The organism is Massilia violaceinigra (genome assembly GCF_002752675.1).
Taxonomy (GTDB): domain Bacteria; phylum Pseudomonadota; class Gammaproteobacteria; order Burkholderiales; family Burkholderiaceae_D; genus Telluria_A; species Telluria_A violaceinigra.
Genome location: NZ_CP024608.1, coordinates 2069849 through 2090977 on the forward strand (window position 1 = coordinate 2069849; position 21129 = coordinate 2090977).

Consider the following 21129-nt stretch of genomic DNA (forward strand, 5'->3'; position numbering starts at 1 on the left):
CTTGCATTGGTTCGGCAACCATTCTAAAGGAGAATTTCGCATGGCAAGGAACACAGTCAGGAACCCGTCGGATGGGGTATTTCGCATCGATAAATTTGTGGTGCCGGCAGCGTCGCTGACGGCGTTCGTGGAGCAGATGCGCCAGATCCAGGCGATGTTTGAGCGCCTGCCTGGCTGGCGCCAGAAGCATTTATTGACGCAATACGCCGGCACCGGGGAATTTAATGTGGTGACCATGGTCGAATGGAAGACGGCCGCCGCGATGGCGGTGGCCCAGGAAATCGTGCAGCAGCAATTTACGCAGGAGGGGATCGCACCGGCCCAGGTGCTCGAGCGCCTCGGGGTGCGCTCGGACCGCGGGTTTTATATCGCCGCTTGAGCGCGGCGGACCTGGCGCTTGCGGTAAAGCTTGCGCAGCCACAGGAACAGAGGCAAGCCGACCAGCAGCCATGGCAGCACGGCGACGGTCACGGTGATCAGGGTCGCCAGGCTCGACATGAGCACGCGCCCCGATTCGCCGGCCGCTTCCACCACCGGCGCGGCCCAGCTGCCGGCGGCGGCCAGCGACTGGGGCACCAGGGTCACTTCGACGCGGGTGGTCTCGGTCTGGCCTGCCAGCGCCTTGCGCTTGCCCTGGATGCTGTCGAGCTCAGCCTGGATGGCGGAAAGCTGCTTTTCGGCGGCCAGCACTTCCTCCAGGTTGCCCGAGCGTTTGGCGAGCAGTTCCAGGATGCGGGTTTTCAGTGCCGTCAGGTTGGCGATTCTGGCCTCGACGTCGATCACCTCGCTGGTAAGGTCTTCGCTTTCGCGCTGGTGCTGCCGCAGCTTGCCGTGTTTGAGCAAGATGTCGAGAAAGCTGTCGAACGCGTGCGGGGCAATCCGCGCGGTCAGCGTGGCCTGGGCCGGGTTGTACGGGCCGCCGCACCGGTTCTGGTCGGCCCTGAGCACCACGCAGGCGAGCTTGACGCAGGCTGCCTGGATGGCGTCGAAATGCTTGTCCAGATCGGCCTCGGGCGCTTCGAGCAGAAGCTTGTGCCGCGTGGCGATGTAGCGTCTGGCCGCTGGCGTCTCGAGCGCCGCATCGGCGGCCTTGCTTGAAAGCTGACTCGCGCTGTCGGCACTTTTTCCGACGTTTTGCGAACAGGCGGACAGCAGAAGGACGACGGCGACACCGAAAAGAAATTTCGTGGGAGGGGCGGGGAATGGATGTTGAGTGAATAATAACATCACACTCATGCCTGTCCCTGGCCAGCGCAATCTGGCGCGTCCGCGACGGCTGCGCGGGGTCGGGCTGGGCCGCCTCGGATCGATCAGGCGGTCCCCGTCATGCCGGTAGTCACCCGGCGGCAATCGCGTACTGCCTGCCGGTGGCGCAGGCTAGCTGACGGTGGCGGCGCGCAAGCGGCGTGCGGCCTGGCGGCGGTCGTAGCTTTCGATCAGCGCGTCCTGGGCGACTTCATCGCCAATGCCGCGCAGTTTGAGAAAGCGCTGGGCGGCATCGCTGCCGAAGGCGCGCTGCAAGGCAATGGCTTCGTGCAATTGCGCTGCGGTTTCGAGGTCCTGGCGACGTTCTTCGTGACGGCGGTCTGCATCGTCCATGTTGTTCTCCTGGTTACTGTATTGAATTTATAGCACGCAGCGAAAATGCATGCTCGAACTACGTGTACCGAACGCGGGTTCTTACGCGAATGTCAGCAGGCCGGCGAAACGGATGGCGAGTGCATGCAGGGGCGAGGAGACCATGGGTGCCGGGCTGTGGGTGCTGTCGGTGCCGCAGTTGCCGCAGTAGTGGCGCCGGTGTGGCGTTTGCGCAAAACTGCCCAGGTCCAGATGCGGATGGCCGCAGCGCGCGCAGTCGACGCAGCCGAGCGCCTGTGCGCCCGATGCCGCCTGCGTGTAGGCCAGCAGGGCGGGCGGGGTGATGTTGACCTGGACGATGCCGGTACCGGGAAACAGTGCGCGGTCGCCGCTGCTGCACAGCGCCACTGCCGCGCAGCGCCCGGACGGGGTGGCCTGCACTCCGGCGGGCAGGCTGGCCAGCTCCATGGCGCCACCCGGAGCCCGGGAAACCGTCACGCTGGCGCAGGCCGCCAGGTCGATCACGGGCGGACGCAGCGCGTAGCGCATTTTTTCCGCGTGCCGCGCGCAGCGGCGCTGGCCGCCGTGCGCCAGCGCGGCCAGGTCCGCCTTCACGCCCCAGTACGTCTGATGCGTGCGGCACCAGTGGCGCGCGGCGCCGTTGCGGTATTTGCCGGCCGCGACCAGCACGCAGGCGACCAGCGCGTCGTCGCCTTGGTCGGCAGGAAAATGCCCTGACAGCTGGCTGGTCGCCACCGTGATGTGTCCAACCGTGGCCTCATGCGGCCAGCAGATGCCGGCAACGTGCTGCAAGCTCAGTCGGAATGGGCGATATACAGGTCGCCCTTGCCGTCCGGCAGCCAGGTTTCGGCAATATCGGAACTGACGTCGAAAAAGCCCACGCCGTGTCTGGCGGCAAGGCGGGTGACGGTGGCGTGCGCTTCGTCGATCTGGTCCCACGAAAACGTGATGTAGATGAGCGACTTGCCGATGGTGTAGTCGGTGCCGGAACTTTCCTCATCCTCGCCGGCCAGGTCTTCGAGCGCCACAGCCGGGAAGGTTTGCACGATCTCGGCGTAGAACGCTTGCAGCGCCGGGCTGGCGACGGCCGGGTCGGCGTAGGAATGGCCTTCACCCCATTCGGCTTGTTCGTCATACCACGCCAGGAAAGCCTCGCGCTTCCTGGGCGCGGCTTCCGGGGCGAAAACCATCAGGTCGTAACTCATGCGTGTGGCCCTTTAAAGTGGACATGCGCCGGACGGCACGTTCGGTATTGTAGTCGACCGGCCACTCCCGGCGCCGCTCGCAGCTGATCGACGAGGGGTAGTGCAGCGGTTTCAGCGCCTTCATGTTGCCGAAATACCATCAATTCTCTATTTACCTGAAGTAATAATGCATTTTGTCAATAGCTACTGAGTGGAAATATTTATTTTTATAAAAATGAAATATGACGCAATTTGCAGGTATCGTTCTGGGCCAAATTTGTATTTATTTCTGCTTCGGCAGCTCACTCGGAAGCGCAGTTTTTTATGAACCACAAAGAAATACAGGCAGACGCCTTTTTCTGGGCGTTGCAAGGTATTTGCGCGCTCCACCGACAGCCTTTTTCCCTCGAACTTGCACAGCAACAGCTGGCCGCCCCGCATACGGTCGCGTCATTGACGCAGGCCGCAGGCGTGTATGGCTTCGATGCAACGCTGCGTAAAGTAAAGACGGGCAAGCTGCAGCACGAAGCTTTTCCGCTCGTGGCATGGCTGCAAGCGCCGCCTGACGGCGACAGTACCGCCAGCGCCATGCCGGCCCTGATCCTGCAGGCCGACGGCGCCAGCGTGCTGATCGTCGAAGCAGGCGACCCCGCTCCCAAGCAAATGACCATGGCCGATCTGGCCGTGCGCTACCTGGGCCAGGTGACGCGCATCGCTCCGCGCGACGAGGGCGGCGCCGATCCGGACAGCGAAGCCGACACCCTGAAGTCGCGCCGGTTCGGCTTTCGCTGGTTCATCCCGGAACTGATGAAGCACAAGCAGCTGTGGCGCGAAGTGCTGCTGGCATCGCTGGTGATCCAGCTGATTGCCCTCGCCACGCCGCTGTTTACCCAGGCGATCATCGACAAGGTGGTGGTGCACCACACCCAGAGCACCCTGATCGTCATTGCCATCGGCATGGCGGTGTTCGTGCTGTTTTCGGCGGCCCTGTCGTGGGTCAGGCAATACCTGGTGCTGCACACCGGCAACCGCGTCGACGCCGTGCTGGGCGCGACCGTCTTCGAGCGCCTGTTCAAGCTGCCGCCGATGTATTTCCAGCACCGCCCGACCGGCGTGATCGCCGCGCGCATGCAGGGTGTCGAAACGATCCGCGAATTTATCGCCGGCGCCGCCGTGACCCTGGTGCTGGACCTGCCGTTCTTGCTCATTTTCGTGGCGATCATGTTCTATTACAGCGTCACGCTGACCTTGCTCGTGCTGGCCATTCTCAGCGTGATCGTGGCGCTCAGCGCCATCGTCGCGCCCCTGTTCCAGACCCGCCTGCAAGAGCAATTCCAGCTCGGCGCGCGCAACCAGGCGTTTCTGACGGAATATATCGCCGGCATGGAAACGGTGAAATCGCTCCAGCTCGAGCCGCAACTGAACAGTAAGTACAGCGGCTACCTGGCCAGTTACCTGGCGGCGGGCTTTTCCACGAAACAGCTGGCCAATACCTACAACTCGAGCGCCAACCTGCTCGAGCAACTGATGAGTTTGCTGATCCTCGCGATCGGCGCCTACACCGTCATGCACGACACCCACTTCACGATCGGCATGCTGGTGGCGTTCCAGATGTTTTCGGGCCGCCTGTCGCAGCCGATGATGCGCCTGGTGGGCCTGTGGCAGCAATTTCAGCAGGCCAGCCTGTCGGTCGCGCGCCTGGGCGACCTGATGAACGCGCCCACCGAGCCGTATTCCCTGGTCCCTTCGCGCGACGGCAGCCGCAAGGGCCAGGTACAGATCGACGGGCTGGCGTTCAAGTACGCCGAGCACCTGCCGCTGGTCTACGAAAACCTGTCCCTGTCGATCGAGCCCGGCCAGACCATCGGCATCATGGGGCCGTCGGGCTGCGGCAAGAGCACCCTGGCCAAGCTGCTGCAGGGCTTTTACCAGCCGAGCGCCGGGCGCATCGTCATCGACGGGGTCGATATCCGCTATCTGTCGGCCAACGAGCTGCGCAGCCACTTCGGGGTCGTGCCGCAGGAAACCGTGCTGTTTTCCGGCACCATCTACGACAACCTGCACATGGCCAGCCCCGACGCGAGCTTCGAGCAGATCGTCGCCGCCTGCAAGATGGCTGAAATTCATGGCGCCATCGAAGCGCTGCCGCAAGGCTACCAGACCCAGATCGGCGAGCGCGGATCGGGCTTGTCGGGCGGGCAGCGGCAACGCATCGCCATTGCGCGCGCGCTGCTCAAGCGCCCGACCATCCTGGTGTTCGACGAGGCCACCAGTGCCCTTGACGGCCCCACCGCCGAGCAATTCGCCCACACCATCAACGCGCTGCGCGGCAAGATCACGATGCTGTTCATTACCCACGGCTTGCCGAAGGGCTTGCAGGTCGACGCCATCTACCGCCTCGGCGCCCAAGGCGCCCAGCGCGTGGCGCTTGCGAGCGCACTGAACAACACTACCGCTGCCGCCGATGCGCGTCATCCCGCAGCCTGAGGATCCCATGACTGACACTACTTCCCCGATGGGCGCGTCGCTGGCCCAGCCTGACGGCGCGCGTCCGAGCGCCCAGGTCATCCCACTGCGCGTGCCGAGCCGCTGGCACGATCCGCTCGGCCTGATCCAGGTCAACGCGCCGGACCGGAGCCGCCGCATCGTTTTATGGATCGTCTCGGTGCTGGTGCTGGTGCTGATTGTCTGGGCCGCCTTTGGCAAGCTCGACATCATCGCCAGCGCCGACGGCAAGCTGGTTCCGCAAACGCTGGTCAAGATCGTGCAGCCGGCCGAGGCCGGCGTGGTCAAGCAATTGCTGGTGCTCGAAGGCGACAAGGTCAAGGCCGGACAGGTGCTCGCGCGCCTCGACACCACCCTGGCCAGCGCCGACAAGAGCGGCATTGCCAACGACCTGGCGGCGCAGCAGATGCAGACGCGCCGCATCGAGGCGGAATTGAGCGGCAAGGCCATGCTGCCCAAGGCCGGCGACGATATGCGCCTGTATGCGCAGGTGCACGCCGAATACGCCGCGCGCCGCAAGGCCTTCGCCGACAGCCTGGAACACGAGAAAGCGCTGCTGGTGAAAGCGGCGCACGAAATGCGCAGCGCCCGCGAAACCCTGGCCAAGCTGGAGCAGACCCTGCCGTCGTACCAGGCCGCGGCGAAAAGCTTTTCCGATTTGTCGGCGGACGGCTACGTTCCGGCGCAGCGCAGCGCCGACAAGCAACGCGAAGCGACGGAAAAGGCCAAGGACCTGGACGCGCAAAAGTCCACCGTGGCCGCGCTCGGCGCCACCATTTCCGCCCAGGAGCAAAAGGTCAGCCAGCTGCACAGCAGCTACAGCAGCGAGCTGGAAAAGGAACTGGCGGCGGTCCGGGCCCGCATCGGCCAGTTGCAGCCGAACCTGGACAAGACCAGCTACCGCGAAGGCCAGATGGAATTGCGCGCGCCGCAGGACGGGGTGATCAAGGACCTGGCCACGACCACGGTCGGCGCCGTGGTGCAGCCCGGCTCGGTGGTGCTGACCCTGGTGCCGGAGGGCGAACAGCTGTTCGCCGACATCAATATCAAGAATGAAGACGTGGGTTTTGTCCGGGTCGGCCAGCGCGCGCAGATCAAGCTGTCGGCCTATCCCTTCCAGCGCTTCGGCATGCTCAAGGGCGAGGTGGTGCACGTCAGCGCCGATGCCAGCGAGCCGGCCCGGCAGGGCGGCGCCGAGGCGCAGGAAGGCGCTCCGGTGCCCGCCATGGCCAGCTACAAGGCGCGCATCCGGCTCGACCAGCAAAGCCTGAAGGACCCGCAGGGCAGCGTGCTGCGGATTACCCCGGGCATGCAAGTCATGGCGGAGATTAACCAGGGCCAACGCACGGTGCTGGAATATCTGCTGTCTCCCGTACAAAAAGCGGTCTCCGAAGCGGCGCGCGAACGATGACTTCCGATATGCGGCGAGATCGCGTTCGTCATGAGGTCTTTCCGTATCTGCCAGTAGGGTGAACAGCGGCTGAGCGAGCGGCTTGCGCTGTTTTGCAACTGTATGAGTATTGGCGAGTTTTCGGACCGGCCCCGGCTGGTAAGATGTTCGCTCTCCATCATGAAGGCCAGCGTACGACCGACTTATGACACTGACACCAGCCAAACCTTTGCATTCCGGCGCGCCGCGCGCGCGCCGCATTCTGTTCATTCATCAAAACTTTCCTGGCCAGTTCAAGCGCATCGCGTCGCACCTGGCGCACGACCCGGCATACGACGTGCTGGCGATCGGCAAGGAAGGCTGCCCAGGCTTGCCGGACGTGCGCACGCTGACCTACAAGCTGCACCGCGGCGCGGCCAAGGAAACCCACCACTACGCCCGGCCCTTCGAGGCCGGCATCCTGCATGGACAGGCTTGCCTGCGCGTCTTGCTGGCGATGAAAGAGAAGGGCTTCGTGCCGGATGTGATCATCGCCCATCCGGGCTGGGGCGACACCATGTTTGTGCGCGAAGCGTTTCCGGATGCGCGGCTGGTGCATTTTTCCGAGTTCTACTATCACACGGACAATGCCGATGTCGGCTTCGATCCGGAGTTTCCCAGCACAATCGACGACCGGGCGCGGGTGCGCGCCAAGAATGCGCTGCAGCTGCTCAACCTGGAAGCGTGCGACATCGCCGTGGCACCGACGCAATGGCAGAAAAGCCTGCACCCCAAGCCCTACCACGACAAGATCGCGCTGATTCACGAAGGGATCGACACGGCCTACCTGTGCCCGAATCCCGACGCATCGTTCACGCTACCGAACGGCAAAGTGCTGCGTCCAGGCGACCCGGTGGTGACGTACGTGTCGCGCAATCTCGAACCGTACCGCGGCTTTCATACGTTCATGCGCGCGCTGCCCAGGATACTGGCCGACAATCCGGACTGCGACATCGTGCTCGCCGGCGGCGCCGATGTGAGCTACGGTTCGCGTCCGGCCGACGGCCAGACCTGGCGCGCCAAGATGCTGGCCGAGGTCGCCATCGATCCCGAGCGCGTGCATTTCCTCGACCGCATTGCCTACGCGCGCTACCGCGACCTGCTGCAGGTCTCGGCCGCGCATGTGTACCTGACGTATCCGTTTGTGCTGTCGTGGTCGATGCTCGAAGCGATGGCCTGCGGCTGCCTGGTGATCGGTTCGGACACCACGCCGGTGACGGAAATCATCCGTGACGGCGAGAATGGCTTGCTGGTCGATTTTTTCGATACGGACGCGATTGCCGGCGCCGTCAGCCGGGCCTTGCGCGCACCCGCGCAGTTCGCGCCGCTGCGCGCGCGGGCCGTGGAGTCGATCAAGGCCGGGTATCCGGTCGAGGAGGGCATCGCCGGCTACCGCCGCCTGATCGACGTGGCGCCGGCGGCGTAACGACCGGTGCCGCCCGGCGGCGACTTGCCGGCACCGGGCGGCACCGCGCGTTACGTCGGCCGCCGCTGTTATGCCTGCGCCAGCACGCGTCCGCTGAAGTTGGTCTCGGCGCACCACAAGGTGCTGGCGCGCGCCAGCAGCACCGCTTCGGCATCGGCCAGCCAGCCATCGGCGTCGGCGATGCGCCACATTGCCTGCAACAGTTGACGGCGCAAATCCGGATGTTGGATTTCGTCGAGCAAGCCGTCGAGCATGGCGCCATCGATGCGGACCTCGCCGTGGAATGCCGAGGTCAGCATGTCCTGGCAAAGCTCTTGCAGCAAGGCTTTGAAGCCGGGCTGGTCCAGGTCGATGTGTTGCAGGATCTTGCTGCTGTCAAGGGCGGCAAGTTCGCTTTGCGCCAGATTGCCATCGACCACCATTGCGAGGGCGAGAATCCGGCCGGCTGCCTGAGGGCTATCTGTTTCGTAACGACGCATTGTGCTACTCCATGTAGTAAAAAAGGTGAGTGGAACTTTGTCCACCCAAAAATTATATGGGAGCACGATATAAAGAAAAACTCGATTAATCTTAATTAAAACATCGAGTTTTTCGATGTGATTGCACGCGCTTGCTCTTCCTCGCGACGAGCGGAACGCAGTATGCGTGGTTGAAATTGGGTACGGGGGCTGGCGGAGCGGGGGTATGCGATCACCATGCAGCGGCGCATGCGCCATCTGGCAGTCATCCGGATGGCGCGGCGCGACGTGTTGGGCGGAGGGGAAGGGGCGCGGCATCGCGCCCCTTGCATTGCCTGCGTTGCTTAGACGATGGGAGCGGCGGCGGCGGTGGCGGCGGTGGCTGCGGGGAGCGGGCGCCGCTCGGCCCACTTGCGGTTCAAATACAGGCGCATTGGATTCTCGAAGAGAAAGTAGGACGCCGCGCCTACGGCGATCGCCGCCACCAAACCGGCCATATGCGGGAAGCGACCCTCGATCACCGCGTAGTAAATCGGCTGCTGCCACAGGTAGAGCGAAAATGAGCAGACGCCGAACCACTGCATCACTTTGCTTGACAGCAGTTGCCTGACAATCTGCGGCGTGCGCTCGAGATGGTTGATCGTGTATGCCAGGCACAGCGGGCCAACCGTGTATTGAAGCCGCTTGTGGGCAAAGATCGAGTAGCAGGCGATCGCCATGATGAAGCTCAGGACAGGCAGCCATGGGGGACTTTCGCGCAGCCATGTGGCTTGCGTGCTTGCCGCGGTGACGCGATAGGCAGCAGCTGCGACCAGCCCGATTGCGGCGGACTCGCTACGCAGGAACCATGGCGTTGCGCCGGCGGGCGGGTGCGAAGGGTAGTAGGCGTTGACAGCCATGATGGCGGCTGTACCGGCGAGCAGGAATGCCGCGCCGGCGTACCGGTTCTTCAGATTGCCGACCAACAGGGCGCCGGCCGCCAGGAACATGTAGCTGTGCTCCTCGACGCTAAGCGACCACAGATGCCCGATCGGCCAGGCGCGATGCCAGATGCTCATATCGGCCGGAAAGTAGCTGCACAAAAAGGCGAAGGTGGATAGCAACTCGCCGCGGGTTGCCACATGACGCACCGGTTGCAGGAAGGCCGCATACAGCGCCATCGCAATGACGAACATCCAGAACGTCGGAAACACCCGGCTCATCCTGCGCACAAAGAAATCCTTCAGCGGCACCTTCTTGATAAACAGGAGGTTGCCCATCAAGAAACCGGACAGCACGAAGAAGAGTTGTACGCCGAACCCACCCAGCCAGGAGAGTTCTTGCGTCCATTTGAAGTGCGATACCAGGACGGCGATGATGGCCAGGCCGCGCCATCCATCGAGGTAGGGGATATGTTTGGTGGGACTGCTCATGTTTTCGCCGCCGTGTCTGTGGATGAATCAAGCAAACACACGTGGCTATTGCATTGACAAATTGTTAATAATAATGACGATCGGCTGCATGAGCGATCATCTGCTGTATCGTCTGAACGTGGAACGCCGATGCGCGGCGCCGCCGTACGTGCGTCGCACGCGTAGCGATGGTTCGAGTTGTTGAGCCGCAGGCTCGTCGACTGGCCCGTGCAATATCGCACGCGCATTAAAAAGCCACCTCGCAGGTGGCCATGTCGATGGGAAATTTGAAACCGCTGTCAGATGCGCATTGTGCAATGCGACTTCACGAGAGAGTTTTGATTTCAATGCGAACGATGGGGTGGCTGATGGGGCTCGAACCCACGACAACAGGAATCACAATCCTGGACTCTACCAACTGAGCTACAGCCACCATCGAATCTGCATTTTGTTCGTATGCTTCCCGAACAGAAAAAGATTATACAAACATCTGAGCGAACTGGCAAATCAAAATGCAGCGAAAGCGAAATATTTTCAAATTACCACTTCGCGAACGGGCGCATCGACGCCCAGCAAGTTGGCAAATGCGACCGACAGCGCCGTTCCGCTGGCGCTGGTATAGCCTTGCAGGGTCGCAGCGGCACCAATGCCGATGGCAGCCACCGCGACGGCCACGCTATCCGGCGCCGGTGCGTCATCGCTGCCCTGATTGAGCAGTCCCGCGCTACCCAGCAGACGCGCCAGCTGCCGCGCCACCGCGTCGCCGGTGTCGATCAGTACGATCTCGCGCGCTGTCGCCCCGGCGATGACCTTGCCGAGCGTCGCCAGCACGAACGGATAGTGCGTGCAGCCCAGCACCAGCGTATCAGCACCTTGATCGATCAAGGGCACCACATAGCGCTCCAGCAGCGTCCTGATCGCGTCCGACCCCAGATCGCCCAGCTCGATCTGGTCGACCAGGCCAGGGCACCCTTGCAGCAGGAACTGCGCACTGCTGGCCGCGCTGATCTGGTCGCGCAGCAGCAGGAACTTGGCGCCGGCGATGGTCACGCTGGTCGCCAGCACGCCCACCTTGCCGTTGCGCGTGGCCGCCGCAGCCGGCTTGAGGCCCGGCTCCACCCCGACGATGGGCATGTCGGGATAGTGCGCGCGCAGCACCTTGATGGCGGCCACCGTCGCCGTATTGCATGCCACCACCAGCGCCTTGGCGCCGTTGGCCACCAGAAAACCCGCGACCGCCAGCGAACGCTCGGCCACCACGCTCTCCGGCTTGTCGCCATACGGCGCAAAACCGGAATCGGCGAAGTACAGCAAATGCTCATGCGGCAGCTGCGCGCGGATATGACGCAGGACCGACAAGCCGCCCACGCCGGAATCGAACACGCCGATCGGCGCGCTAGCCGACGCCGTGGCCACCATGGGGACGCTCGCGTTTGTCACTCGTTCGTCACTCAGGCCACGCTGACAGGAATCTTGCCAACACTCGACAAGGACTCAATCTTCGCTGCCCATTCCTTTGGACCGGTGTTGTGCACTGAAGTTCCATTGGAGTCGACCGCCACCGTGACCGGCATGTCGATCACGTCGAACTCGTAAATCGCTTCCATGCCCATGTCGTGAAAGCCCAGCACCTTGGCGCTCTTGATCGCCTTCGACACCAGGTAAGCGGCGCCGCCGACCGCCATCAGGTAGGCCGACTTGTGCTTCTGAATCGATTCGATCGCCGCCGGACCGCGCTCGGCCTTGCCGATCATGGCGATCAGGCCGGTTTTTTCGAGCATCATGTCGGTGAACTTGTCCATGCGGGTGGCGGTGGTCGGGCCGGCCGGGCCGACTGCTTCATCGCGCACCGGATCGACCGGGCCCACGTAGTAGATCACGCGGTTCTTGAAGTCGACCGGCAATTCCTCGCCCTTGGCCAGCATGTCCTGGATGCGCTTGTGCGCGGCGTCGCGCCCGGTCAGCATCTTGCCGTTCAACAGCAAGGTCTGGCCCGGCGTCCACGAGGCGACTTCTTCCTTCGTGAGGGTGTTAAGGTCGACGCGGCGCGATTTTTCGGTATCCGGGGTCCAGTGCACGTCCGGCCAGGTCGACAGCGCAGGCGGCTCGATGTAGCTCGCGCCCGAGCCGTCCAGCACGAAGTGCGCGTGGCGGGTGGCGGCGCAGTTCGGAATCATCGCCACCGGCTTGGAAGCCGCATGGGTCGGGTGCATCATGATCTTGACGTCGAGCACTGTTGTCAGGCCGCCCAGGCCCTGGGCGCCGATGCCCAGCGCGTTGATCTTGTCGCACAGCTCGATACGCAGTTCTTCGGTCTTGTTCTGCGGGCCGCGCAGTTTCAGTTCGTACATGTCGATGTCGTCCATCAGCACTTCCTTGGCCATCAGCATGGCTTTCTCGGCGGTGCCGCCGATGCCGATCCCGAGCATGCCCGGCGGACACCAGCCCGCGCCCATGGTCGGCACGGTCTTCATGACCCAGTCCACCAGCGAGTCGGACGGGTTGAGCATGACGAACTTGGACTTGTTCTCGGAGCCGCCGCCCTTGGCCGCGACCTTGACGTCGACGGTGTTGCCTTCGACCAGTTCCATGTGGACCACGGCCGGCGTGTTGTCCTTGGTATTCTTGCGCTCGAACTGCGGGTCGGCCACGATCGAGGCGCGCAGCTTGTTGTCGTCGAAGTTGTAGGCGCGGCGCACGCCTTCGTTGACGGCGTCGGTGACGGTGCCGGAAAACCCTTCGAAGCGCACGCCCATGCCGATCTTGAGGAATACGTTGACGATGCCGGTATCCTGGCAGATCGGACGTTTGCCCTCGGCGCACATGCGCGAATTGGTCAGGATCTGGGCGATCGCATCCTTGGCGGCGTCGCTCTTTTCCGAATCGTAGGCGCGCGCCAGGTGGGCGATGTAATCGGCCGGATGGTAGTAGCTGATGTACTGGAGAGCGGCCGCAACCGATTCGATCAGGTCTTCCTGCTTGATGATAGTCATGAGATTCTCGTTAGCTTAGTGGGGTGTCTTGGACTGGTTCTGGGTGCCGATCATGATGCGGTCGGTGTAGGCGATGGCCAGCGCGGAGAGCAGGAACACGATGTGGATCACGGTCTGGGCGATCAGTACCTTGGGGTCGTATGCATTGGCGTTAATAAACGTCTTGAGCAGATGGATCGACGAAATGCCGATGATCGCCATGGCCAGCTTGGTCTTGAGCACCGACGCGTTGACGTGCGAGAGCCACTCCGGCTGGTCGGGATGGCCTTCCAGATGCATGCGCGAGACGAACGTTTCGTAGCCGCCCACGATGACCATGATCAGCAGGTTGGAAATCATCACCACGTCGATCAGGCCCAGCACCACCAGCATGATGGTCGCTTCGTTCAGCTTGGTCGCCTGCCTGGCGCCCGGCACGGTGACCGCTTCAAAGATGTGCTGCAGCGCCGCCTCGTTGCCCAGTACGGCACCGATCAGGTCCTTGAGTTCAACCCAAAAATGGAAAACATACACGCACTGCGCCAGGATGAGCCCCAGATACAGCGGCAATTGCAGCCAACGGCTCATGAAAATGAGGTTGTTCAAGGGGGTCAGTTTCTGACGCTCTTTCGGTAAAATCGGTTCAGACATAAATGCTTGGCTCCAGAGTAAGGCAAAAATTTTCGCTGCGTCATTTTACCAGCGCTTGGCTCCGCTGCAGATACCTGCCTCGGTCTGACAATGTATTGATCTGGCGCAAACCACATGCAATCGCCTCGGCGTGAATATTGATCTTGTCTTAAAAGCAAGTGACCATACCGCTTCTTGGCGCTATCCATGTTTTAATGTCTCGTTGACCTTATTCGCTGATTTGCAACGTAAGGGCGCAGTAAGCGAGCGGGACTATGGTTTTAGCAAAACAACACCACCAATGGAGACCAGCATGGCAGCAACAGATTCCACCCAGCAGGACAATCAAGGCTTGCAAGAATGCCGCGTGTTTGCGCCGCCGTCCGACTTCGTCGCCAACGCCGCCATTTCCGGGATGGATGCCTACAAGGCGCTGTGCGCGGAAGCGGCCGCCGATTACGAAGGTTTCTGGGCCCGCCTGGCACGCGAGAATCTCGAGTGGCACAAGCCATTCACCTCGACCCTGAACGAAACCGATGCCCCGTTCTACAAATGGTTCGAGGACGGCCAGCTGAACGTGTCGTACAACTGCCTCGACCGCAACCTCAAGAACGGCAACGCCGACAAGACCGCGATCATCTTTGAAGCGGACGACGGCACCGTCACGCGCGCGACGTACCAGGAGTTGTACGAGCGCGTCTGCAAATTCGCCAACGGCCTCAAGGCGCGCGGCATCAAGAAGGGCGACCGCGTCATTATTTACATGTCGATGTCGATCGAAGGCGTGGCCGCCATGCAGGCCTGCGCGCGTATCGGCGCCACCCACTCGGTGGTGTTTGGCGGCTTTTCCGCCAAATCGCTCCAGGAGCGCATCATCGACGCCGGCGCGGTGGCGGTCATTACGGCCGACGAGCAACTGCGCGGCGGCAAGCACCTGCCGCTGAAAAGCATCGTCGACGAAGCGCTGGCGCTGGGCGGCTGCGAGAGCATCAAGAACGTGATCGTCTACAAGCGCACCGGCGGCAACATCGCCTTCACCGAAGGGCGCGACCTGTGGCTGCACGAGCTAGTGGCCGACCAGCCCGCTGAGTGCGAGCCGGAATGGGTGGGCGCCGAGCATCCGCTGTTCATCCTGTACACCTCCGGCTCGACCGGCACCCCGAAGGGCGTGCAGCATTCCAGCGGCGGCTACCTGCTGTGGGCCGCGCTGACCATGAAGTGGAGCTTCGACATCAAGCCGCAGGACGTGTTCTGGTGCACCGCCGATATCGGCTGGGTCACCGGTCACAGCTACATCGCCTACGGCCCGCTGGCGGTGGGCGCGACCCAGATCGTGTTCGAAGGCGTCCCCACCTACCCGAACGCCGGGCGCTTCTGGGCCAACATCGCCAAGCACAAGGTCAGCATCTTCTACACGGCGCCGACCGCGATCCGTTCGCTGATCAAGGCGGCCGATGTCGACCCTAGCGTGCATCCATCCAAGTACGACCTGAGCAGCCTGCGCCTGCTCGGTTCGGTGGGCGAGCCGATCAACCCGGAAGCCTGGATGTGGTACTACAAGAACGTGGGCGGCGAGCGCTGCCCGGTGGTCGACACCTTCTGGCAGACCGAAACGGGCGGCCACATGATCACTCCGCTGCCGGGCGCGACGCCGATGGTGCCGGGTTCGTGCACCTTGCCGCTGCCGGGCATCATGACGGCGATTGTCGACGAGGCCGGCGCGGATGTGCCGAACGGGCAGGGCGGCATTCTGGTCGTCAAGCGGCCGTGGCCATCGATGATCCGCACCATCTGGGGCAATCCGGAACGCTTCAAGACCAGCTACTTCCCGGATGAACTGGGCGGCAAGATGTACCTGGCGGGCGATGGCGCGATCCGCAACAAGGATACCGGCTACTTCACGATCACGGGCCGCATCGATGACGTGCTCAACGTGTCGGGCCACCGCATGGGCACCATGGAAATCGAATCGGCGCTGGTGGCCAATCCGATGGTGGCCGAGGCGGCCGTGGTGGGCAAGCCGGACGATACGACCGGCGAATCGATCTGCGCTTTCGTGGTGCTCAAGCAGGCGCGCCCGACCGGGGAAGAGGCCAGGAAGCTGGCGCTGGAGCTGCGCAACTGGGTGGCCAAGGAAATCGGCCCGATCGCCAAGCCGAAGGAAATCCGCTTTGGCGACAATCTGCCCAAGACCCGCTCCGGCAAGATCATGCGGCGTTTGCTGAGGGTGCTGGCCAAGGGCGAGACCATCACGCAGGATGTCTCGACACTGGAAAATCCGGCCATTCTGGAGCAGTTGAAGGAGGCCTCGTAAGGGGGAGGTGCAAATTTCTTCATACTTCCCAGAATCTTTGCTATAATCTGCGGCTTCGTGAAAGCGAAGATGTAATGCAGGAGAGATGGATGAGTGGTTGAAGTCGCACGCCTGGAAAGCGTGTATAGGTTCATAGCCTATCCGGGGTTCGAATCCCCGTCTCTCCGCCAGGAACAAGCAGGTAACTGATGTGAAATGAAAAAAGCCAACCGTTGAGGTTGGCTTTTTTCATTTCCGTGCCGCGTTTTCGCTGTGGGGGCCAGCGTTGGGCTGCTGATCGTGACGGCAGAACTCGTTCTTGTTGTAGCGGATGAGATGACTGTATTGGGACGGAAGATCGGCACGCATGCGCAACTGCCGCTAGAATCGACAGTATCGGCCGCGCCGTCGATAAATAGTCTGCGAGCAGATTCGGCCGATCTGCAGATCTTGAATCGGCCCATACCTGCCATTGATCGGCGATGAAAACAATGAACAAGATGGATCCCTACAGTACCTACGTCATTCTCAATGAAGAATTTTCCCAGTCTCTGGGCCATTCTTGGAAGCACGAAATCCCGGACGGACTCGTGCTAAAAATCGCTGAATTTGTCGATGCCCACCCGACAGACATGATGACGGCCTACTATGCCAAGTCATTGCTCGCCAAGTTCTTCCGAAAAAGAACAAAAAAACGGTCGGAAAACCTCTTTAACTCATTAAATTCGTATCTGAGAAATAAAAGCTTCTTAGTCAAAATATTTCTCGAATATCGACGCGATGAGCAAAATCCCTTCTACGCCGAAAATCATGACATTGCGGCCATCTGGGTCGCGATCCACGATCTTGATGGCTATGACAAAGCAAATTACATCGGTAAATTTTCACATTTGTTCACCGACGAAATGGCCCGCTTGTCGTATCAATCCATTCTGGAGATGCCCGACATATACAAGACAAGAGCTCTTGGGGGAATCTATCCCAGAATGGATAAGCTTCACAAGGCGGAGATTTTTTCCTATATATGCCAACAATTTCTCTCTGGATTGCCGGAGGCCGCGTATCAGCTCAAGCGGATGTTTCCGCACTTGGACAAGGAATTCAGAACCGAGGTGATTTCTCTTCACCTTGACATGCCGGACCTCCCGGAAGAATTTATCGCCTACCTCGTCATCCGCAATGCGCAATATCTACAGCCCGCAGATGCAGACAGGATGGCGGCGAGGGTCAGGATGCTCCCCTCGGATTATTTCAGGAACCGCTGCCTGCTAAAGCTGGCCGCGTACTTGCGCCCTGGTGAAGTCGAAGCACTGTTCGAGCGATTTATGGTGGACTTCACCATGTTCGAACCGAACGCGGATTTGATACACAACCTTTATCATTTTGGCGCTGTTCTAAAAACATTGGAAAAGAGCGATGTCGTTAGCATGGCGTTGGAAAAAATCGCTTGCCTTGACGATTCCGAGAGTGAACTTTACGAACAACAAAAATATAGCGAAATGATGTTCATCACGCCCCTCCTGAGCGAAGCGAATAAAGCAAGAGCAATGGGCATCGCAGAAACCGTCAAGGGCGGCTACAAGAGAAACCTCATTGCAAAACTGCGGGTCCATTTTTCCCAGAGCAAAGGATTTTGTAGACTCCGGGGGGCGCCAATATGCTGTTGAGAGGCTGCTCCGGGGTGTCTGCGCTTGGTCCCATCCGATGGTCCATGCCAGCTAATTACCTGCTGAGTTCCGCGATGTTTGCTGGGGCTACCTTCGGGGCTGATCGATGGGAATGGCCTTAAAAATAGCGAGTCCCATGCCACCACGACCGCCATGCAGGTACGCGGTCAGGAAGGGAACGCGCTGCCAGAATCTGCGGCATTGACGAATCCCGACAACGGCATTAGTCTCCTACGACGGACCAAGGTCCCCTCATGCGGCTTTGGTTTTTCGCGGCAATGAATGCCCGGGTTCAACTCTTCAGGAGGCACGCAATGACCAGCAAGAACACGATCTGTCTTTGGTATGACGGCGACGCCGTCGACGCGGCAAACTTTTATGCAGAAACCTTTCCCGACAGCGCAGTCCATGCAATTCACCGCGCACCGGGCAACTATCCCGATGGCAAAGAGGGCGATGTACTCACGGTCGAGTTCACCGTCGTCGGCATTCCATGCCTCGGGCTCAATGGCGGCCCGCATTTCAAGCACAGCGAAGCCTTCTCGTTCTTGATCGCGACCGACGACCAAGCCGAAACCGACCGCTTGTGGAACGCCATCGTCAGCAATGGTGGACAGGAAAGCGAATGCGGCTGGTGCAAGGACCGCTGGGGATTGTCGTGGCAAATAGCCCCGCGCGTCCTGACCGACGCAGTATTCGGCACGGACCGCGCCGCGGCCAAGCGCGCGTTCGATGCGATGATGACGATGAAAAAGATCGATATCGCCACGATAGAACGGGCAGTGCGTGACCGGGGTTGATCCGCTTAATTAAATGAATGCCGTGCGCGACGACGCTACCTCAGTGACGGATTGCATGGCGCGTCCCAAGGGAAGCTCCACGCACCGGTAAAATGCGGCGCCCGCCATCAGGCTGGCACCCCAGGCAACCAGCATGCCCAGCGCCTGATAATGCGGTTCAGGCGGCACGAAACGGGTAAACGCGGCATTCATCACCAGGCATACCGGGAAATGGATCAGGAATACCGAATAAGAGATCTGCGCGAGACGATTCACCGCCGATATTCCCCAGTATGAATACGATCCGGTGCGCGCACGGCCGAACAAGAACAGTACGCACGCAACCACTAGCGCCACCGCAATGCGCAGACGGAAGTCCAGTGCCAGCGCGATCAGCGTTGGCAACACGATCATCGCCACCAGCAGCGCAACCGCGCGTGGCCGCCGTGCCGGATCGCTCGCCAGCCACGCCATGATGCCGAGTCCATAGCTCCCGAAGAAATAGGGCGCCCACTCATCCCAGTCGGGATCGCGATTGAAGTACAAGAGCGACATGCTGATACCGATGACAAACACCGCAGGCATCAGCCAGCGCCGCAATCGGCTGCCGGAAAAACGTCCGCAGAGCCAGACCAGCAAGGCCACCACTGCATACAACTGGAAATCGATCGCAACGTACCACGCCCCTGCCGACAGGGAGTCGTAACCCAGCACGCCCTGCAGCAGCAGCGCATGCGCCGCCAGTTGCATGAAATCGGGCGGGGCGGAGATGGAATCGTGCGTCATCCATCGGTTGGCCAGCGCGGAAGCGGCAACGGCGAACAGGATCGCCACCATAAACGGCGGAACCAGCTTGGCATACCGTCGCCACACGGTTCCCAGCGGATTGATCAAGCCTGGCTGGCCTTTCGGGAACAAGGATTTAGCGACGAGAAATCCGCCGATCACGAGGAAGACCTGCACCGCGATGCGCGCGAAGGAATCCAGCCAGTCGATTACGTCGGGCATCAGGGGCCGCGCGTAGTCCGCCATGGGGCCGTAAAAGGCCAGGTGGTGCAATACGATTAATTGTGCCGCGATGGCTTTTAACAGATTGATGAGTCCAAACTGACCCGGGGCGCTTGGCTTGGCCCCGGATACTTTTTCTACAACGACAGCCATGCAAACCTCTTCCAAAACCTCGACCGCGCAAGCTGCGCATCGGTCGACACCAGCCAGTCATAAGCAATGACTGCTGTTAACAATTTGTTAGCATAGCGTATGCTGTCAGGCTGTGGCGTATGGATGAGTTACCGGATGTTACGCGGCTGCGCCCGACATCCGGGCCGCGCTGCGCTTTACGGGGCCGCGCAGGAGCACCGTAGTCGGGCAGGAATGAGCTTCAATATGGACTCGATGCGGGATCTCCGGCAGTGTTCATCCATATATCGTCAGGCAGCGAGCGGTCGCGGTGGCACACCCGATCATGGTCGGGATAGGTGATCCTGTCGACTGGAGCGCGGGTGCCGACCACCAGGCAGCGCGTTGGCGCTGCGCTGCGATTCCACAGAAAATGGCCGACCGCGTCGCCTGCGCGGAAAGTCGCCGCGTCGCCGGGCTTGAGGATTGTTTCGACATCGCCTTCGACCAAGGTCACGTGGCCTTCCAGGACGTAGACCAATTCATCTTCCGCGCTGTGCCAGTGCTTGATCGACGAGCGCGTGCCCGGTTGCAGTACTTCCACGAAGGCGCCGAACTGCGTCAGTCCGCCGGCTTCTGAAATCCAGAGCGTCTGGTTGGGTTCGGCCAATCCCTCGACGAAGCCTTCTTCTTTGATAAAGCCATCAGGCGTTAGCGCGGTCATGCGTGTTTCCTTTCATCAGTGACAGAGACGAGACGGTGAGTCATTATTGAATGTGAGCGCGACAGTGCTTGCGCAGGGCCTGATTTTACGCTGAGCGCTATTTTTGTTGCCTTACGTTGGTGCGGCTGCGACACTGGGCGGTCGTGGGCATCAACCTTATTTGGAACCGTCATGCATTGGGTTATTCGACAAAGTATTTTCAAGCCGGGCAATTACCAGTTGCTGGTGAATGCGCTCGATACGCTCCGCATTTCGCATACGTCGGTCGCAATTGCCAACGGGACGTTCGACATGCTTCCCGATGTGAATCCGGAAGGGAAGGTCTACGTCTGCGGCGCCATCAAGCTCGCCAGGATCGCCCGCGACAAGGGCTGGGTTCCCGGCAGTCTGTTGAACGAAAATTTCAAGTTCGATATCTGGCTCGCGCAACTCGGCTCCGAGCTGCTGAACCACGACATCGAGACCGGCACGCTGGCGGACGTACGCACCGGCCACCTGGCGAAGTTCTTCATCCGCCCGTGCGAAGATAACAAGGCGTTCGACGGCATGGTGATGGACAGCGAGATGATCGCCGACTGGCGGCGCGATCCGGCCAAAGCGCAGCTGCAAAAGATCGACGTCATCGTCTCGCCGGTGAAGGCGATTTATCGTGAATACCGCCTGTTTATCGTGAACCGCAGGGTGGTGGCGGGCTCGGTGTACCGGATCGGCGGCCGGGCGGAGATATCGCCCGATGTGGAAGACGATGTCCTCGACTATGCCCGCGGCGTGATCGACACCTGGGCCCCGGCGCATTCGTTCGTGATGGATGTCTGCCTCACGCAGGAAGGACTGAAGGTGATCGAATTCAATAACATCAACAGCTCGGGTTTTTACGCGATCAATGTTCCCAAATATGTCGAAGCGATTCAAACACACTACGGCTAGGGCCTACGTTGACTGACTGCAGCGTA

General features: G+C 61.1%; 19 protein-coding genes and 2 tRNA genes. 9 read left to right on the top strand and 12 right to left on the bottom strand.

What is annotated here, in order from left to right:
• Window positions 1-40: 40 nt before the first annotated feature.
• Entirely contained in the window at window positions 41-379 is a 339-nt protein-coding gene (locus tag CR152_RS09245; RefSeq protein ID WP_099874659.1) for an antibiotic biosynthesis monooxygenase, read from the top strand.
• On the opposite strand, the gene CR152_RS09250 is transcribed toward CR152_RS09245, so the two are convergent.
• From CR152_RS09250 to CR152_RS09265, 4 genes are all read right to left on the bottom strand, one after another.
• Entirely contained in the window at window positions 364-1227 is an 864-nt protein-coding gene (locus CR152_RS09250; protein ID WP_157778402.1) for a DUF4349 domain-containing protein, read from the bottom strand. The genes CR152_RS09245 and CR152_RS09250 overlap by 16 nt on opposite strands.
• Window positions 1228-1377: 150 nt before the next feature.
• Window positions 1378-1599 carry a hypothetical protein gene (locus CR152_RS09255; protein ID WP_099874661.1) on the bottom strand — a complete coding sequence of 74 codons (222 nt, stop codon included), beginning with the start codon at window positions 1597-1599 and terminating at the stop codon, window positions 1378-1380.
• A gap of 81 nt (window positions 1600-1680) precedes the next feature.
• Complete coding sequence (locus tag CR152_RS09260; RefSeq protein WP_099874662.1) at window positions 1681-2391, bottom strand: hypothetical protein; 711 nt, start codon at window positions 2389-2391, stop codon at window positions 1681-1683.
• A gap of 2 nt (window positions 2392-2393) precedes the next feature.
• A complete protein-coding gene (locus CR152_RS09265; protein ID WP_099874663.1) occupies window positions 2394-2804 on the bottom strand; it encodes a hypothetical protein in 411 nt (136 codons plus the stop codon).
• Between the two features lie 432 nt (window positions 2805-3236).
• Here CR152_RS09265 and CR152_RS09270 point away from each other — a divergent pair, with 432 nt between their 5' ends.
• From CR152_RS09270 to CR152_RS09280, 3 genes are all read left to right on the top strand, one after another.
• Window positions 3237-5270, top strand: coding sequence for a peptidase domain-containing ABC transporter (locus CR152_RS09270; RefSeq protein WP_370663811.1), 2034 nt, complete (start codon window positions 3237-3239; stop codon window positions 5268-5270).
• A gap of 7 nt (window positions 5271-5277) precedes the next feature.
• Window positions 5278-6699, top strand: a complete 1422-nt coding sequence (locus CR152_RS09275) for an HlyD family type I secretion periplasmic adaptor subunit (protein WP_099882127.1) — start codon at window positions 5278-5280, stop codon at window positions 6697-6699.
• 184 nt (window positions 6700-6883) lie between these two features.
• Window positions 6884-8143, top strand: a complete 1260-nt coding sequence (locus tag CR152_RS09280; protein ID WP_099874664.1) for a glycosyltransferase family 4 protein — start codon at window positions 6884-6886, stop codon at window positions 8141-8143.
• 68 nt (window positions 8144-8211) lie between these two features.
• Here the strand turns inward: CR152_RS09280 and CR152_RS09285 are convergent, their stop codons facing one another.
• From CR152_RS09285 to CR152_RS09310, 6 genes are all read right to left on the bottom strand, one after another.
• Window positions 8212-8622 (bottom strand): tellurite resistance TerB family protein, encoded by a 411-nt coding sequence (locus tag CR152_RS09285; protein WP_099874665.1) that lies wholly within the window; start codon window positions 8620-8622, stop codon window positions 8212-8214.
• Window positions 8623-8945: 323 nt separating this feature from the next.
• The gene (locus CR152_RS09290) at window positions 8946-10013 is read right to left on the bottom strand and encodes an acyltransferase family protein (protein ID WP_099874666.1); all 1068 of its coding nucleotides are present in this window, start codon (window positions 10011-10013) and stop codon (window positions 8946-8948) included.
• Between the two features lie 336 nt (window positions 10014-10349).
• Window positions 10350-10425, bottom strand: a tRNA-His gene (locus tag CR152_RS09295).
• A 101-nt stretch (window positions 10426-10526) separates the two neighbouring features.
• The gene (gene murI, locus CR152_RS09300) at window positions 10527-11411 is read right to left on the bottom strand and encodes a glutamate racemase (RefSeq protein ID WP_099874667.1); all 885 of its coding nucleotides are present in this window, start codon (window positions 11409-11411) and stop codon (window positions 10527-10529) included.
• A 32-nt stretch (window positions 11412-11443) separates the two neighbouring features.
• The gene (locus CR152_RS09305) at window positions 11444-12985 is read right to left on the bottom strand and encodes a fumarate hydratase (protein ID WP_099874668.1); all 1542 of its coding nucleotides are present in this window, start codon (window positions 12983-12985) and stop codon (window positions 11444-11446) included.
• Between the two features lie 15 nt (window positions 12986-13000).
• A complete protein-coding gene (locus CR152_RS09310; protein WP_099874669.1) occupies window positions 13001-13615 on the bottom strand; it encodes a YqhA family protein in 615 nt (204 codons plus the stop codon).
• A 292-nt stretch (window positions 13616-13907) separates the two neighbouring features.
• On the opposite strand from CR152_RS09310, the gene acs reads away from it, so the two are divergent.
• The 4 genes from acs to CR152_RS09330 all read left to right on the top strand — a co-directional run bounded on the left by acs (window position 13908) and on the right by CR152_RS09330 (window position 18354).
• On the top strand, window positions 13908-15908 hold the full coding sequence (gene acs, locus CR152_RS09315; RefSeq protein WP_099874670.1) for an acetate--CoA ligase: 2001 nt from the start codon (window positions 13908-13910) through the stop codon (window positions 15906-15908).
• 79 nt (window positions 15909-15987) lie between these two features.
• Window positions 15988-16078 (top strand) — tRNA-Ser (locus CR152_RS09320).
• Window positions 16079-16369: 291 nt separating this feature from the next.
• Window positions 16370-17554 (top strand): hypothetical protein, encoded by a 1185-nt coding sequence (locus tag CR152_RS09325; RefSeq protein WP_099874671.1) that lies wholly within the window; start codon window positions 16370-16372, stop codon window positions 17552-17554.
• Window positions 17555-17868: 314 nt separating this feature from the next.
• Window positions 17869-18354, top strand: a complete 486-nt coding sequence (locus tag CR152_RS09330; protein ID WP_099874672.1) for a VOC family protein — start codon at window positions 17869-17871, stop codon at window positions 18352-18354.
• Between the two features lie 9 nt (window positions 18355-18363).
• On the opposite strand, the gene CR152_RS09335 is transcribed toward CR152_RS09330, so the two are convergent.
• Together CR152_RS09335 and CR152_RS09340 are read right to left on the bottom strand one after the other, a co-directional pair.
• Window positions 18364-19494, bottom strand: coding sequence for an acyltransferase family protein (locus CR152_RS09335; RefSeq protein WP_099874673.1), 1131 nt, complete (start codon window positions 19492-19494; stop codon window positions 18364-18366).
• Window positions 19495-19714: 220 nt separating this feature from the next.
• Window positions 19715-20176 (bottom strand): cupin domain-containing protein, encoded by a 462-nt coding sequence (locus tag CR152_RS09340; RefSeq protein ID WP_099874674.1) that lies wholly within the window; start codon window positions 20174-20176, stop codon window positions 19715-19717.
• A 225-nt stretch (window positions 20177-20401) separates the two neighbouring features.
• Here CR152_RS09340 and CR152_RS09345 point away from each other — a divergent pair, with 225 nt between their 5' ends.
• Window positions 20402-21103, top strand: coding sequence for an ATP-grasp domain-containing protein (locus CR152_RS09345; protein ID WP_157778403.1), 702 nt, complete (start codon window positions 20402-20404; stop codon window positions 21101-21103).
• Window positions 21104-21129: the final 26 nt, after the last annotated feature.